At 69.6% G+C, this 16,042-nt stretch carries 12 protein-coding genes; 10 read left to right on the forward strand and 2 right to left on the reverse strand.

Going from position 1 to position 16,042, the window contains the following annotated elements; all coding sequences use genetic code 11:
• Positions 1–3 precede the first annotated feature (3 nt).
• Complete coding sequence (locus E4A48_RS02410) at positions 4–663, forward strand: lytic transglycosylase domain-containing protein (RefSeq protein ID WP_142741823.1); 660 nt, start codon at positions 4–6, stop codon at positions 661–663.
• 159 nt (positions 664–822) lie between these two features.
• Here E4A48_RS02410 and E4A48_RS02415 read toward each other — a convergent pair whose 3' ends face one another.
• Complete coding sequence (locus tag E4A48_RS02415) at positions 823–2,547, reverse strand: IlvD/Edd family dehydratase (RefSeq protein ID WP_142741824.1); 1,725 nt, start codon at positions 2,545–2,547, stop codon at positions 823–825.
• Between the two features lie 174 nt (positions 2,548–2,721).
• Here E4A48_RS02415 and E4A48_RS02420 point away from each other — a divergent pair, with 174 nt between their 5' ends.
• Positions 2,722–3,519 (forward strand): SDR family NAD(P)-dependent oxidoreductase, encoded by a 798-nt coding sequence (locus E4A48_RS02420; protein ID WP_142741825.1) that lies wholly within the window; start codon positions 2,722–2,724, stop codon positions 3,517–3,519.
• 277 nt (positions 3,520–3,796) lie between these two features.
• Here the strand turns inward: E4A48_RS02420 and E4A48_RS02425 are convergent, their stop codons facing one another.
• A complete protein-coding gene (locus E4A48_RS02425) occupies positions 3,797–4,792 on the reverse strand; it encodes a LysR substrate-binding domain-containing protein (protein WP_039008882.1) in 996 nt (331 codons plus the stop codon).
• Positions 4,793–4,943: 151 nt separating this feature from the next.
• Here E4A48_RS02425 and araD1 point away from each other — a divergent pair, with 151 nt between their 5' ends.
• The 8 genes from araD1 (at position 4,944) to E4A48_RS02465 (ending at position 16,024) form a co-directional block, all read left to right on the forward strand.
• Positions 4,944–5,951 (forward strand): AraD1 family protein, encoded by a 1,008-nt coding sequence (araD1, locus tag E4A48_RS02430; RefSeq protein ID WP_142741826.1) that lies wholly within the window; start codon positions 4,944–4,946, stop codon positions 5,949–5,951.
• A 17-nt stretch (positions 5,952–5,968) separates the two neighbouring features.
• Positions 5,969–7,408: an aldehyde dehydrogenase family protein gene (locus E4A48_RS02435; RefSeq protein WP_142741827.1), complete on the forward strand. Its 1,440-nt coding sequence runs from the start codon at positions 5,969–5,971 to the stop codon at positions 7,406–7,408.
• Positions 7,409–7,505: 97 nt separating this feature from the next.
• Positions 7,506–8,498, forward strand: a complete 993-nt coding sequence (locus E4A48_RS02440) for an ABC transporter substrate-binding protein (RefSeq protein WP_260608043.1) — start codon at positions 7,506–7,508, stop codon at positions 8,496–8,498.
• A gap of 12 nt (positions 8,499–8,510) precedes the next feature.
• Positions 8,511–10,025, forward strand: a complete 1,515-nt coding sequence (locus E4A48_RS02445; RefSeq protein ID WP_142741828.1) for a sugar ABC transporter ATP-binding protein — start codon at positions 8,511–8,513, stop codon at positions 10,023–10,025.
• Positions 10,022–11,077, forward strand: a complete 1,056-nt coding sequence (locus E4A48_RS02450; protein ID WP_142741829.1) for an ABC transporter permease — start codon at positions 10,022–10,024, stop codon at positions 11,075–11,077. Before E4A48_RS02445 ends, E4A48_RS02450 begins: the two co-directional genes overlap by 4 nt.
• Positions 11,074–12,102: a galactofuranose ABC transporter, permease protein YjfF gene (yjfF, locus tag E4A48_RS02455; RefSeq protein WP_039005644.1), complete on the forward strand. Its 1,029-nt coding sequence runs from the start codon at positions 11,074–11,076 to the stop codon at positions 12,100–12,102. Before E4A48_RS02450 ends, yjfF begins: the two co-directional genes overlap by 4 nt.
• Complete coding sequence (locus E4A48_RS02460) at positions 12,099–14,057, forward strand: glycoside hydrolase family 127 protein (RefSeq protein ID WP_142741830.1); 1,959 nt, start codon at positions 12,099–12,101, stop codon at positions 14,055–14,057. Before yjfF ends, E4A48_RS02460 begins: the two co-directional genes overlap by 4 nt.
• Positions 14,054–16,024 carry a glycoside hydrolase family 97 protein gene (locus tag E4A48_RS02465; RefSeq protein ID WP_260608044.1) on the forward strand — a complete coding sequence of 657 codons (1,971 nt, stop codon included), beginning with the start codon at positions 14,054–14,056 and terminating at the stop codon, positions 16,022–16,024. Before E4A48_RS02460 ends, E4A48_RS02465 begins: the two co-directional genes overlap by 4 nt.
• Positions 16,025–16,042: the final 18 nt, after the last annotated feature.

Here is a 16,042-nt window from a genome sequence, read left to right on the forward strand (position 1 = left end):
CGTATGCGACGGATAGGATGGCTGCTTGCGGCGTGGCTAGCCACGCCGCTGGCACATGCCGGTTGCTTTGAGCAGGCCGCGGCCTATCAGCAGGTCAATGCGCGCGTGCTCAAGGCCATCGCCTGGCAGGAGTCGCGCGCCCGGCCGCAGACGGTGCATCGCAACGCCAACGGCAGCATCGACTATGGGCAGATGCAGATCAATTCGATCCATCTGCGGCGCCTGTCGCAGTACGGGGTCTCGGTGCGCGAGCTGATGGATCCCTGCGAAAGTACCTATGTGGCGGCCTGGCATCTGCGGCAGATGATGAACAAGTACGGCAATAGCTGGGCGGCGGTGGGCGCCTATCACTCGGAGACGCCGGCCGAGCGCGATCGCTACGCGCGTTCGGTACGCCAGATCCTGGAATCGGACCAGCGGTTCGCGCGCTTCGAACAGTCGTCGGGGCCGCTGCCGCAAGGACAGGACATGCGCACGGCGCGTGCGGATGTCCAGCCTGATCGTGCGCAGGCGCAGTCGCAGGCGCAGGCGCTGCAGCAGGCGCCTGCGCGGCGTCAGTCGGCGGTCGGGAGCGATCCGGTGCAGATCGCCGAACAGATGCTACGCAAGCGTCCGCCTCCGGAGGACGATCGCTGCCTGTTCGAGGATCTGGCTGCGTGTTGAACGGCGCGCGCCGGGGCATGCCCTGGCGCGTAAGCAGGCACCGGCGCGCTGTCGGCCGTGTCCAGCGGTACCGCAGGTAGCGCATCGGCTTGCGGTACCGGTTTCAGTCTCTTGCCGTGCGAGCGTCCGCGCCGGGCGCCGGCGCGTTGCGATTCGGATTCAATGCGAGTCGCGGGCCACGTCGGCGCCGCTGCCGCCGACCAGGAAATCCAGGTCCGCGCCCAGGTGCGCCTGCTGCACATGCTCCACGTACAGTTTGGCCCAGCCGCGCAGCGGCGTCGGCAGCGGCGTCCATTCGCTGCGCCGGCGCAGCAGTTCCGCGTCGCTGACTTCCAGGTGCAGCGAGCGCCCGGGTACGTCCAGTTCGATGATGTCGCCGTCGCGCACCAGCGCCAGGGTGCCGCCGGTGGCGGCTTCGGGCGAGGCGTGCAGGACCACAGTGCCGTAGGCGGTGCCGCTCATGCGCGCGTCGGAGATGCGCACCATGTCGGTGACGCCGGCGCGCAGCAGCTTAGGCGGCAGCGGCATGTTGCCGACCTCGGCCATCCCAGGGTAGCCGCGAGGGCCGCAGTTCTTCAGCACCATGATGCAGTCGGCGTCGATGTCCAGCGCCTCGTCGTCGATGCGCGCCTTCATGTCCTCGATGCTCTCGAACACCACCGCGCGGCCACGGTGGCGCAGCAGGTGCGGCGAGGCCGCCGAAGGCTTGATCACCGCGCCGTCCGGGGCCAGGTTGCCGCGCAGCACGGCGATGCCGGCCTGTTCGCGGAACGGCGTGTCCAGCGCGTGGATCACCTCGCGGTTCCAGCACGGCGCGTCGGCCACGTTCTCGCCCAGGGTGCGGCCGTTGACGGTGAGCGCGTCCAGGTCCAGCTCGGCGCCGAGTTCGCGCATCACTGCCGGCAATCCGCCAGCGTAGTAGAAATCTTCCATCAGGTACTGGCCGGACGGTTTCAGGTTGACCAGGCACGGCAGCCGCGAGCCCAGCTGGTCCCAGTCGTCCAGGCTCAGCGGCACGCCCAGGCGCCCGGCGATGGCCAGCAGGTGGATCACCGCATTGGTGGAGCCGCCGATCGCCGCATTGACCTTGATCGCGTTCGCGAACGCGGACCGGGTCAGCACCTGTGACATGCGCAGGTCGTCCTCCACCATCTGCACGATGCGCCGGCCGCTGAGCCGCGCCAGCCGCGCGCGGCGCGCATCGACCGCAGGGATCGCCGCGTTTTCCGGCAAGGAAATGCCCAGCGCTTCGACCATGCTGGCCATCGTCGAGGCGGTGCCCATGGTCATGCAGCTGCCCTTGGAGCGCTGCATGCAGGCCTCGGCCTCGACGAACTCGTCCTGGCTCAGAGTGCCGGCGCGAACCATCTCCGACATCTGGATCACCCCGGTGCCCGAGCCCAGCGGCTGCCCGCGCCAGTTGCCGGACAGCGACGGGCCGCCGGATAAACCGATCGTCGGCAGGTCCACGCTGGCCGCGCCCATCAGCAGCGACGGGGTGGTCTTGTCGCAGCCCATCAGCAGCACCACGCCGTCCAGCGGATTGGCGCGGATCGATTCCTCCACGTCCATGCTGGCCAGATTGCGGAACAGCATCGCGGTGGGCAGCATCTGCGTCTCGCCCAGCGACATCACCGGGAATTCCAGCGGGAAGCCGCCGGCCTCGTAGACGCCGCGTTTGACGTGCTCGGCCAGCTCGCGCAGGTGGCCGTTGCACGGGGTCAGTTCGGACCAGGTGTTGCAGATGCCGATCACCGGGCGCCCGTCGAACATGTCGTGCGGGTGGCCCGCGCTCTTGAGCCAGCTGCGGTAGTAGAAACCCTGCTTGCCTTCGCGACCGAACCACGCCTGGCTGCGGCGGACCGGTTTGGTGGGTGAGCCCATGCTGGCGGAATCCTCGAGACCTGATTGGCCCGGATCGGTGCCTGCGCGGCGTCGCCCGGGGTGCTTTACGTCGGGGATGCTAGCGGGCATATTGATACATGAAAAATAACAAATATCTGCATTCAGATATTTTTTTTTGTATATCAAAATCCTATCCACCTAGAGCGAAACGGCATGGACAACACGGCAAGCGCGGCGTCTCCCGGCATCGGCAACGCAACCTACGGCAGCCTGCACGGGCGCCGCGTCTTCATCACCGGCGGCGGGTCGGGCATCGGCGCGGCCCTGGTCGAGGCCTTCGCCGGGCAGGGCGCGCAGGTCGCCTTCGTCGACGTGGCCGCCGAGGCCAGCGCGGCGTTGGCCGAGCGCCTGGCCGCGGCCGGCCTGGCCAGGCCGTGGTGGCGCCGTTGCGACGTCACCGACGTGGCCGCGCTGCAGGCGGCGCTGGGCGAGGCTGCCGCCGAGCTGGGCGATTTCCACGTGCTGCTCAACAACGTGGGCAGCGACGACCGGCACGCGCTGGACGCGGTAACCCCGGCGTACTGGGAGCGCTGCGTGGCGATCAACCAGCGCGCCGCGTTCTTCGCCATCCAGGCGGCGGTGCCGGGCATGAAGCGGCTCGGCGGCGGTTCGATCGTCAATCTCGGTTCCACCGGCTGGCAGACCAAGACCGGCGGCTATCCGGTCTACGCCACCGCCAAGTCGTCGGTGAACGGGCTGACCCGCGGCCTGGCGCGCGAGCTGGGCGCGGCGCGGATCCGGGTCAATGTGCTGACCCCGGGCTGGGTGATGACCGAACGCCAGGTCACGCTGTGGTTGGACGAGGCCGGCGAGCGCGAACTGGCGCGCAACCAGTGCCTGCCGGACAAGGTGATGCCCGAGGACATCGCGCGCATGGCGCTGTTCCTGGCCTCGGACGAGTCGCGCGCGATCACCGCGCAGGAATTCGTGGTGGATGCGGGCTGGACCTGAGCGGCGGATGCGGATGCGTCGCCGACAGGTAGGAGGGGCTTCAGCCCCGGCCGATCACTGAAACGATCGCGATTCCAGGCTCCGCTCGTCGCGATTGAAGTCGCTCCCACAAGATGGTCGCGATTGGCTGGCGGGTTGCACTGTGGGAGGGGCTTCAGCCCCGACGGTGTCCGAAGACGGAATGTTTATCGCTGCGTTCGGTCGCGGCTGAAGCCGCCTACAAGGGGCTTGCGGTTGGCCGGCTGGGTGCACTCTGGGAGGGGTTTCGGCCCCGGCATCAGCCTTCGGTTCGCGCCTCCGCCGGCGCCGGCGCATCCTCGGCCGGCGCGACATGGCCGTACACCGGCCCGGCCGCCGCCTGCAGCGCCTGCAGCATGATCCGCGCGCCCGGCGACAGTAGCCAGTCGGTGCGGGTGACGATGCCGAAGGCGTCCATCCGGCACGACAGGTCCACCGGCACGATCGCCACGCTGCCGTGGTCGGCGAAATGCCGGGCCACGTCCACCGGCACCACCGCCAGGTAATCGCCCAGGCGCAGCAGTTGCGGCAGCACCACCAGCGCCGAGGTCTCCACCACCCGCCTCGGCGGTTCCAGCCCGGCGTTCTGGAACATCAGCTCGAAGCGGTGGCGTAGCACGCTGCCGTCCGGCGGCACGATCCAGCCGGCCGCGGCCAGTTCGCGCAGCGCCGGTTGCGGCATCGCCAGCAGCGGGTGGCCGGGACGAGCAATGGCGCAGACCTCTTCCTCGGCCAGCGCCTGGTAGTGCAGGTTGCGCTTGTCGTGGCGCGCGAACAGCCGCGCCACCACGATGTCGAGCTTGTTCTGCGCCAGCTGCTCCAGCAACACGTCGCTGCCGTCCACGCGCAGCACCACCCGCAGCAGCGGATGCTGTTCGGTGACCTGGGCCAGCGCGGCCGGCAGCAGGGTCATCGCCGGCCCGGCGATGGCGCCGACGCTGACGCTGCCGAAATAGCCGGCCTTCAACGCCTCGATCTCGGCGCCGGCCTCGCCCAGGCTGGACAGGGCGATGCGCGCGTGGCGGATCATCGCCTCGCCGTACCAGGTCGGGCGCATGCCGCGCGGCAGCCGCTCGAACAGCGGCACCTCCATCATGTCCTCCAGGTCCTTCAGCAGCTTGGACGCGGCCGGCTGCGACATGTTCAAGGTCTCGGCGGCGCGGTGGATGTTACCTTCCTCCTCGATCGCCAGCAGCAGCATCAGCTGCCGGGTCTTCAGGCGGGCGCGGACGAACCAGGGCGTGGCGGCAGGCATGGCGGGCCAATACATATGAATGTTCGTATACATTAAGCCAAAAACGATATTTGTTGCATATAGGTCATCCGGCCAGAATAGAACCGCATCCGCGGCACCGGCGGTCTGTGCTGCCGCGCCGCTCTTTCGTATTCCGACAGGCGACCGATTCATGCGATTGATCCAACTGCTCGACGAGTCCGGCATCCCCAGCGTGGGGGCAGTGGTGGCGGACGGCACCCAGGTGCGCCTGCTGCGCGAAGTCGGCTCGACCTATGCGCTGGCCAACGCCGCGCTCGCCGCCGGCCTCGGCCTGGACGCCTACGCCACGCATCAGCTCGGCGACATCGTGCTCGACTACGCCGAGCTGCTGGCCAACCACCGCGTGCTGTCGCCGCTGACCCATCCGGACCCGGCGCATTGCCGCGTCACCGGCACCGGCCTGACCCACCTGGGCAGCGCCGCCACCCGCGATGCGATGCATCAGAACCTGCAGCAGCAGGCCGACCAGGGCACACTCACCGATTCGATGAAGATCTTCCAGCTCGGCGTGGAAGGCGGCATCCCGCGCGATGGCCAGCCCGGCGCGCAGCCGGAATGGTTCTACAAGGGCGATGGCAGCATCCTGGTCGCGCCGGGCGCACCGTTGCCGTCGCCGGACTTCGCGCTGGACGGCGGCGAGGAGCCGGAGCTGGTCGGGCTGTACGTGATCGGCGCCGACGGGGTGCCGTACCGGCTCGGCTTCGCGCTCGGCAACGAGTTCTCCGACCACATCACCGAACGCCAGAACTATCTGTACCTGGCCCATTCCAAGCTGCGCGCCTGCGCGGTCGGGCCGGAGCTGCGCAGCGGCGAACTGCCGCGCGACCTGCGCGGCAGCAGCCGCATCCGCCGCGGCGATGCGCTGATCTGGGAAAAGCCCTTCGTCACCGGCGAGGCCAACATGTGCCACTCGCTGGCCAATCTGGAATACCACCACTTCAAGTACGCCGCGCATCGCGTGCCCGGCGACGTGCACCTGCACTTCTTCGGCACTGCCACACTGAGCTTCGCCGACGGCGTGCAGGCCGAGCCGGGCGACCGCTTCGAGATCGAACTGCCGGAACTGGGCGCGGCCCTGGTCAATCCGTTGCAGCGGGTGTCGGCCGGGTTCGAACTGGGTGGCGTGCGCGCGCTGTAACCGAACAGGAGAACGGCATGAGCCAACGTTTCCAGAGTTATATCGACGGCCAGTGGCTGGCCGGCAGCGATATCGCGGCGGACGAGAATCCGTCCGACCTGTCCGCGCCGGTGGGCGAGGTCGGCAGCGTCGATGCGGACGCGGTGCGCGGCGCGATCGCCGCGGCCAACGCGGCGCAGGCCAGGTGGGCGGCGAGCACGCCGCAGCAGCGCGCCGACGCGCTGGACTTCGTCGGCACCGAGATCCTGGCGCGCAAGCAGGAACTGGGCACGCTGCTGGCGTCCGAAGAGGGCAAGACCCTGCCGGAGAGCATCGGCGAGGCCGCCCGCGCCGGGCAGATCTTCAAGTTCTTCGCCGGCGAGGCGCTGCGCATTCCCGGCGAGAAACTCGCCTCCACCCGCCCCGGCGTGGACGTGGAGATCACCCGCGAGCCGGTCGGCACGGTCGGCATCATCGCGCCGTGGAATTTCCCGCTGGCGATCCCGGCGTGGAAGATCGCCCCGGCGCTGGCCTACGGCAACACCGTGGTGTTCAAGCCGGCCGAGATCGTGCCCGGCTGCGCCTGGGCGCTGGCCGAGATCCTCAGCCGCGCCGGCCTGCCCAGCGGCGCGTTCAATCTGGTGATCGGCAGCGGCCGCACGGTCGGCCAGGCGCTGGTCGAGGACCGCGGCATCGACGCGCTGAGCTTCACCGGCTCGGTGCCCACCGGCAACCATCTGCTCAAGCAGGCCGCCGCGCGCGGGCTGAAGATCCAGCTGGAACTGGGCGGCAAGAATCCGCTGGTGGTGCTGGCCGATGCGGACCTGGACCTGGCGGTGGAGATCGCGGTCAACGGTGCGTACTTCTCCACCGGCCAGCGCTGCACTGCGTCGAGCCGCTTGATCGTGGAGCGCGCGGTGTACGACGAGTTCGTCGCGCGGGTGAGCAAGCGCCTGGCCACGCTGAAGATCGGCCATGCGCTGAGCTCCGGCATCGACATCGGCCCGGTCGCCAGCGCCAGCCAGTTCGCGCAGGACCGCGACTACGTGCGCATCGCCCAGGAAGAAGGCGCCGAGCTGGTGTACGGCGGCGAGGCGCTGGAGTGCGAGCACCAGGGCTACTACATGCGCCCGGCGCTGATCGCCGCGCAGCCGCAGCACCGCATCGCGCGCGAGGAAGTGTTCGGCCCGGTCGCGGCGGTGATGCCGGCCGACGATTACGAACATGCGCTGGCGCTGGCCAGCGACACCGAATTCGGCCTGTGCGCCGGCATCGCCACGCGCTCGCTGCAGCACGCCACGCATTTCAAGCGGCATGCGCAGGCCGGCATGGTCATGGTCAACCTGCCCACCGCCGGGGTCGATCCGCACGTGCCGTTCGGCGGGCGCAAGGCGTCCAGCTACGGCCCGCGCGAGCAGGGCCGCTATGCGGTGGAGTTCTACACGACGGTCAAGACGGCCTATACATTCGCGGGATGAACTGATCGATCCATTCGCGCGCCTGCCTGGGAGGGTGGGCGGCCGCCGCGGCACTAGCGCCGCGCGACCGCCAGCGTGCAACCAACGAGGAGGGGTTATGCAGAAGTCAGGTATGCGTGCGGCGGTGCTGGGAATGGCGGTCCTGCTGGGTGCGGCGTTGAGCGCGTGTTCCGGCGGCGGCAAGGACGCGGCCGCCAAGCCGGGCCAGATCACGGTCGGCTTCAGCCAGGTCGGCGCCGAGAGCGAGTGGCGCACCGCCAACACCGCCTCGGTCAAGCAGGCGATCGAGCAGGCGGGGATGAAGCTGAAATTCTCCGACGCGCAGCAGAAACAGGAAAATCAGATCAAGGCGCTGCGCTCGTTCATCGCCCAGCGCGTGGACGTGATCGCGTTCTCGCCGGTGGTCGAATCCGGCTGGGAAACCGTGCTGCGCGAGGCCAAGGCGGCCAACATCCCGGTGGTGCTGACCGACCGCGCGGTCAAGGTTTCCGACGACAGCCTGTACACCACGCTGATCGGCTCGGACTTCGTCGAGGAAGGGCGCAAGGCCGGGCGCTGGCTGCTCGAACAGTCGCCGCTGAAGGACGGCGACAAGCGGGTGCGCATCGTCGAGCTGCAGGGCACAGTTGGCTCGGCGCCGGCCATCGACCGCATGCAGGGCTTCAAGGAGATCATCGCGGCCAACCCGCGCTTCCAGGTGGTGCGCTCGCAGAGCGGCGACTTCACCCGCGCCAAGGGCAAGGAAGTGATGGAGGCGTTCCTGAAGTCGGAAGGGCGCAACATCGACGTGCTGTACGCGCACAACGACGACATGGCGATCGGCGCGATCCAGGCGATCGAGGAAGCCGGGCTGAAGCCGGGCAAGGACATCCTGGTGATTTCGATCGACGGGGTGAAGGGCGCGTTCGAGGCGATGCAGGCCGGCAAGCTCAACGTCACCGTGGAATGCAATCCGCTGCTCGGCCCGCAACTGGTGCAGGTGATCCGCGATGCCAAGGCCGGCAAGCCGCTGCCCAAGCGCATCGTGGTCGAGGAATCGGTGTACACCCAGGCGCAGGCCGCCGCCGAGCTGCCCAAGCGCAAGTACTGACGGGGCCTGCCGATGACGCCGGTGGTGCTGCATGCGCAGGGACTGAGCAAGGCCTACGCCGGCGTCGCCGCGCTGGACGACGTAGCGCTGTGCCTGCGCCGCGGCGAGATTCACGCGCTGATGGGCCAGAACGGCGCCGGCAAATCCACCCTGATCAAGTTGCTGACCGGCGCGGTCGCCGCCGATGCCGGGCGCATGGCGCTGGACGGCGACGCCATTGCGCCGAGCTCGCCGCTGCAGGCGCAGCAGCTGGGCATCAGCACCGTGTACCAGGAAGTGAACCTGTGCCCGAACCTGTCGGTGGCCGAGAACATCTTCGCCGGCCGCTATCCGCTGAAAGGTTGGCCGCGGCGCATCGACTGGCGCCGGGTCGAGCGCGAAGCGCGTGCGTGCCTGCAGCGGCTGGGCGTGGACATCGACGTGCGCCGCGCGCTGTGCGCCTATCCGGTGGCGGTGCAGCAGATGGTGGCGATCGCGCGCGCGCTGAGCGTGTCGGCGCGCGTGCTGATCCTCGACGAACCCACCTCCAGCCTCGACGAAGGCGAGGTCGCCGAACTGTTCCGGGTGATGCGCGGCCTGCGCGAGCAGGGCATGGCGATCCTGTTCGTGACCCATTTCCTCGACCAGGTGTACGCGGTGTCCGACCGCATCAGCGTGCTGCGCAACGGGCGCCTGGTCGGCGAATACCTGGCCGCGGACCTGCCGGCGCCGCGGCTGATCGCGGCGATGGTCGGGCGCGAACTGGACGTGGCTGCCGCGGCCGCCACGGCGGTGGACGCCGCGCCGCCCGAAGCCGCGCCGGTGCTGCTGCAGGCGCAGGGCCTGGGCCGGCGCGGCCAGTTGCATCCGATCGACCTGCAACTGCGCCGCGGCCAGGTGCTGGGCCTGGCCGGCCTGCTCGGCGCCGGCCGCACCGAGTTGGCGCGGCTGCTGTTCGGCCTGGACCGCGCCGATTGCGGCCGTGTGTCCATCGACGGTCATGACGTGGCGCTGCGCGGCCCGCCCGACGCGATCCGCCATGGCCTGGCGCTGTGCCCGGAAGAGCGCAAGACCGACGGCATCGTCGCCGAGCTGTCGGTGCGCGAGAACATCGTGCTGGCGCTGCAGGCGCGCATGGGCCTGCGCCGGTTCCTGCCGCTGGCCGAACAACTGCGCATCGCGCAGGGCTACGTGGACGCGCTGGGCATCAAGACCGCCAGCGTGGAAACGCCGGTCGGCCTGCTGTCCGGCGGCAACCAGCAGAAAGTGGTGCTGGCGCGCTGGCTGGCGACGCGGCCACGGTTGCTGATCCTCGACGAACCCACCCGCGGCATCGACATCGCCGCCAAGCAGGACATCATGACCCGTATCCTGGCGCTGGCCCGCGAGGGCATGGCGGTGTTGTTCATTTCCGCCGAGGTCGCCGAGATCGAGCGCATCGCCGACCGCATCGCGGTGTTGCGCGAACGGCGCCTGGTCGGCGAACTGCCGGGCGGCTGCGGCGAACGCGCGGTGTTCGAGCTGATCGCCGGGAGCGCGGCGGCATGAGCGCGGCGGCCACGCAATCGCCGAGCGCGCCGCGGCTGCCGGCGCGCATCATCGCCCACCCGCTGTTCTGGCCGCTGGCGACGCTGGCGCTGCTGCTGCTCGGCAACGGCCTGTGGAATCCCGGCTTCCTGGCGCTGCAATGGCGCGACGGGCACCTGTACGGCAACCTGGTGGACATCGGCAATCGCGCCGCACCGCTGGCGCTGGTCGCGCTGGGCATGACCCTGGTGATCGCGGTGCGCGGCCTGGACATCTCGGTCGGCGCGGTGGTGGCGATCGCCGCGACGGTGGCGGCATGGATGATCGGCGGCGGCGAACACAGCCGCTTCCCGCTGTGGGCGGTGATCGTAGCGCCGCTGCTGGTCGCCGCGGCGTGCGGACTGTGGAACGGGTTGCTGGTGGTCAAGGTCGGCATGCAGCCGATCATCGCCACGCTGATTCTGATGGTGGCCGGGCGCGGCGTGGCGCAGCTGATCGGCGACGGCCAGATCCTGACCATCTACCACCCGCCGTATTTCTATCTCGGCAACGGCTTCCTGCTCGGCCTGCCGTTCGCGCTGTTCGTGGTCGCGGCGGTGTTCGTGGCGTTGCAGCTGCTGCTCGGGCGCACCGCGCTGGGCCTGTTCGTGCGCGCGATCGGGCACAACCCGCGCGCGGCGCGGGTGGCCGGGATCAAGGCGCGGCTGATCACGGTGCTGCTGTACGTGTTCTGCGCGTTCAGCGCCGGCCTGGCCGGGTTGCTGATCAGCTCCAACGTCAAGAGCGCCGACGCCAACAACGCCGGCCAGCTGATGGAGCTGGACGCGATCCTGGCGGTCACCCTCGGCGGCACCCTGCTCGACGGCGGCCGCTTCAGCCTGGCCGGCAGCCTGATCGGCGCGCTGATCATCCAGACCCTGACCGCGACGATCTACGCGATCGGCGTGCCGGCGCAGGTCAACATGCTGATCAAGGCGCTGCTGGTGTTCGCGGTGATGCTGCTGCAGTCGCCGCAGTTCCGCGCCAGTGTGCGCGGCTGGGTGCGGCGTGCCGAGCCGGGAGCGCGGCGATGAGCGCGGCCGGGGCGCCGATCCAGACCGCGCGCGGCCTGCGCCGCGTCGGCACGCTGCTGCACGGCGCGCGCCTGCCGCTGGCGATCACCGTGGCCCTGTTCATGGCCATGCTCGGCGCCGGCGGCGTGCTCTACGACGGCTTCCTGTCGCCGCAGGTGTTCGCCAATCTGCTGATCGACAACGCCTTCCTGTGCATCGCCGCGGTCGGCATGACGTTCGTGATCCTCAGCGGCGGCATCGACCTGTCGGTGGGCGCGGTGATCGCGTTCAGCACCGTGCTGTCGGCGTCGCTGGTGCAGCGCCATGACTGGTCGCCGCTGGCGGCGATCCCGCTGCTGCTGCTGCTCGGGGCGCTGTTCGGCGCGTTCATGGGCACGCTGATCCAGCGCTACCGGCTGCAGCCGTTCGTGGTGACCCTGGCCGGCATGTTCCTGGCGCGCGGCGCCAGCTACCTGATCAGCGTCGATTCGATCCCGATCGACGATGCGTTGTACGTGGCCATCGCCCAGTTCCGCGTGCCGATCGGCGCCGGCGCCTCGCTGTCGATCGGCGCGCTGATCGCGCTGGCCACGGTGGCGCTGGGCATGTGGCTGGCGCACTGTACGCGCTTCGGCCGCTGCGTGTACGCGCTGGGCGGGAGCGAAGCTTCGGCGCGGCTGATGGGCCTGCCGGTGGCCGCCACCCAGGTCAAGGTCTACGCCTTCAGCGGCTTCTGTTCGGCGCTGGCCGGGGTGGTGTGCACGTTCTACATGCTGTCCGGCTACAGCCTGCATGCGCTCGGCCTGGAGCTGGACGCGATCGCCGCGGTGGTGATCGGCGGCAGCTTGCTGGCCGGCGGCAGCGGCTACGTGATCGGCACGCTGTTCGGCGTGCTGATGCTGGGCGTGATCCAGACCCTGATCGTGTTCGACGGCACGCTCAGCTCGTGGTGGACGCGCATCGTGATCGGCGCGCTGCTGCTGTTGTTCTGCCTGCTGCAGCGCGTGTTGACCCGGCGCATGCCGGATGCGGGAGCGGACGCATGACGGAGCATGAAGAGGCAGCCCTGGCCTGCACACGGCGCGATTTCCTGCACTACGGCGGCGCCTCGCTGGCCGCGCTGGGCCTGTTGACGCAGGGCGATGCGCTGGGCGCGGCAGTATCGGCGGTCATGCCGGAGCAGGCTAAACGGCAGCCGGCAGTGCAACTGCGCGAGCAGCCGTTCGCACTGGGCCAGGTGCAATTGCTCGACGGTCCGTTCCTGCAGGCACGCGAGCGCGACCGCCGCTACCTGATGTCGATTCCCAATGCGCGCCTGCTGCACAACTTCCGGCTTGTCGCGGGCCTGGCCTCGGATGCCGAACCGTTGAGTGGTTGGGAATCACCGAAGTGCGAACTGCGCGGGCATTTCGCCGGCGGCCATTACCTGTCCGCCTGCGCGCTGCTGTACGCCGCCACTGGCGATGCCGCGCTGAAGGACAAGGCCGATGCGCTGGTCGCCGAACTGGCGCGTTGCCAGCGCGAGGACGGTTATCTCGGTGCGTATCCGGCCGCGTTCTACGCGCGGCTGCGCCGCGGCGAGGACGTGTGGGTGCCGCTCTACACCGCGCACAAGATCCTGGCCGGGCACCTGGACATGGCCCGCCATGCCGGCAATGCGCAGGCGCTGCGCAGCGCGCAGCGCTTCGCCGACTGGCTGGGCGCGTGGATGGACGGCTGCGACGCCGCGCAGTGGCAGCACATCCTCGGCGTGGAGTTCGGCGGCGTGCACGAGTCGCTGCTGGAGCTGTCCCTGCTCAGCGGCGACGCCAGGTACCAGCGCTGGGCTACGCGCTACGAGCAGGCCTCGCTGCTGGAACCGCTGGCGCAGCAGCGCGACGCACTGGCCGGCCTGCACGCCAACACCCAGATCCCGAAGATCGTCGCTGCCGCGCGCGCCTACGAGATCGACGGCGAGCCGCGCCAGCGCCAGATCGCCGAATTCTTCTGGCGCACGGTCAGCGGCCACCATGCCTACTGCACCGGCGGCGTCAGCGACTTCGAGATGTTCGGCAAGCCCGACCACTTCGCCGGGCGCCTGAGCGGGCACAGCCACGAGTGCTGCTGCAGCTACAACATGCTCAAGCTGACCCGGCACCTGTACACCTGGCAGCCGGACGCGGCGCTGATGGATTACTACGAGCGCGTGCTGTTCAACGCGCGCCTGGGCACCCAGGACGAAGCCGGCATGATGATGTATTTCGTGCCGATGGATGCCGGTTACTGGAAGCTCTACAACACGCCGTTCGCCTCGTTCTGGTGCTGCACCGGTACCGGCGTGGAAGAGTTCGCCAAGAGCAACGACAGCATCTATTTTCGCGACGATGCCGGCCTCACCGTCAACCTGTTCATCGCCTCGCAGCTGGATTGGCCCGAGCGCGGCCTGCGCGTGGTGCAGCGCACCCGGTTCCCGCAGCAGGAAGGCACCGCGCTGGAGTTCCAGTGCAAGCGCCCGCAGCAGATGACGCTGCGCCTGCGCATCCCGTATTGGGCCACCCAGGGCGTGCGCCTGCGCATCAACGGCAAGGCGCAGGCGGTCAAGGCGACACCTGGCAGCTATCTGGCGCTGCAGCGCCGTTTCGCCGACGGCGACCGCATCGAACTGGACCTGCCGATGGCGCTGCACGCCGCGCCGCTGCCCGACGAACCCAGCCTGCAGGCGATGATGTACGGCCCGCTGGTGCTGGCCGCGCAGCTGGGCAGCGACGGCATCGATCCGGCGCAGCTGCACGTGTCCGACCAGCGGCCGTCGTTGAACAGGATCGTCGGCCGCCAGCTGCCGGCGGTGTATTTCGCGCCAGAACAATTGTGGGCGCGCAAGCGTGAAGGCATGGAGCAGGTGTTCGAGGCCGACGGCATCGAAGGCCCGATCACTCTGGTGCCGTTCTACCGCATCGCCCACGAGCGCTATGCGGTCTATTGCCGAGCGAGGCCGGCATGGGAAAAGAACCCGCAATTTTGAGCCGCCGGTGCTGGGGCGCGGCGATGATCGCCGCGGCCTGGGTGTTGCTGCTGTGCGCGCTGCCGGCGCTGGCCGCCGAGCGCATGGTCGGCGACGTGCTCAGCCCGGACGCCATGCTGCGCGCGCAAGTGAGCGTGGACGCGGCCGGCAGCGCGCACTACCGCGTGCTGCGCGACGGGCGCGAGGTACTGCTGCGCTCGCGGCTGGGCCTGGTCCGCGACGATGCCGATTTCTCCAAGGGCCTGCGCCTGCGCGCGGTGTCGCCGGTCGAGCCGGTGCACGATCGCTACGCACTGCTGACCGGCAAGCGGCGCATCAACGACTACTGCGCCAACCGCCGCGTGTTCTCCTGGCGCGGCGCCAACGGCGAGCGCCTGCAGATCGAATTCCAGGTCTCCGACGATGGCGTCGCGTTCCGCTACGCCTTTCCGCAGCGCGATCCGAACATCCGTGAGCTGCGCGAGGACGCCACCACGTTTCGCTTCGCCGCCGCCACTCGCGCCTGGCTGCAGCCGATGTCGCCGGCCAAGACCGGCTTCGGCAGGACCAATCCCTCGTACGAGGAGTACTACCTGCAGGACATCGGCGTCGGCACGCCGTCGCCGCTCGTCGCCGGCTGGGTGTATCCGGCCTTGTTCCGTCATGAGGCGGACTGGGTCCTGCTCAGCGAGGGCTCGCTCGGCCGCGGCCACGCCGGCAGTCGCCTGCGCGAGGTCGCCGACGCGCCCGGCGAGTACGCGATCGGCATGCCCGACCCGCGCGAGGCGCTGCCCGGCGGCGCCGCCAATCCGCGCTTCGCGCTGCCGTGGCGCTCGCCGTGGCGCATCGTCGCGGTCGGCAGCCTGAAGACCATCGCCGAGTCCACGCTCGGTACCGACCTGGCCGACCCGCCCGCGGCAGCGCAGGCCGCGCCGCCGCAGCCGGGCAAGGCGGCGTGGAGCTGGCCGCTGCTCGGCGATGGCGCCACCACCTTCGCCGTGCAGAAGCGCTACATCGACTTCGCTGCGCGCATGGGCTGGCGCTATACCTTGATCGACGCCTTGTGGGACACCCAGATCGGTGAGGACAAGCTGCGCGAACTGATCGACTACGCGCGCGGCAAGCAGGTCGCGATCCTGCTCTGGTACAACTCGGCCGGCAGCTGGAACGAAGCGCCGCAGACCCCGCGCGACCGCATGCTGACCCACGCCAGCCGCATCCGCGAGTTCGCGCGGCTCAAGGCGATGGGCGTGGCCGGGGTGAAGATCGACTTCTTCGGTGGCGACGGGCAGTCGATGATCGGCTATTACCTGGACATCATGCAGGACGCCGCGCCGTACGGGCTGATGCTCAACTTCCATGGTGCCACCTTGCCGCGCGGCTGGCAGCGCACCTGGCCGGACCTGATGACGATGGAGGCGGTGCGCGGCCTGGAATTCGCCACCTTCGAGCAGGCCAATGCCGACCAGGTGCCGGCGCATGCGGCGATGCTGCCGTTCGCGCGCAACGTGTTCGACCCGATGGACTTCACCCCGCTGGCCCTGGTCAAGCTCAACGACAAGGTGCAGCGCCGCACCACGCCGGGCTTCGAGCTGGCCGAGACGGTGCTGTTCGTGTCCGGCATCCAGCATTACGCCGAGACCCCGGAGAATCTGGAGAAGGCCGCGCCGGAGGTGCAGGCGCTGCTGCGCGAGCTGCCCTCGGTGTGGGACGACAGCCGCTATGTGGACGGCTATCCCGGCCGCTTCGCGGTGTTCGCGCGGCGCGGCGGCACGCGCTGGTACGTGGCCGGCGTCAACGCCGATGCGCAGCCGCGCACGCTGCGCCTGAACCTGGCGGAGCTGGGCGTGGCCGGCCGTGGCGCCCGCCTGATCGCCGATGGCGACGGCCCGCTGGGGCTGGCCAGCCGTCGCATCGAGGTAGGGCCGGCGCAGATCGTGGACGTGGCAGTGCCGGCGCGCGGCGGCTTCGTGCTGCAGTTCGACTGAGCGCGCTCGCCGCTGCCG

This window comes from Xanthomonas translucens pv. cerealis, from assembly GCF_006838285.1.
GTDB classification, from domain to species: domain Bacteria; phylum Pseudomonadota; class Gammaproteobacteria; order Xanthomonadales; family Xanthomonadaceae; genus Xanthomonas_A; species Xanthomonas_A cerealis.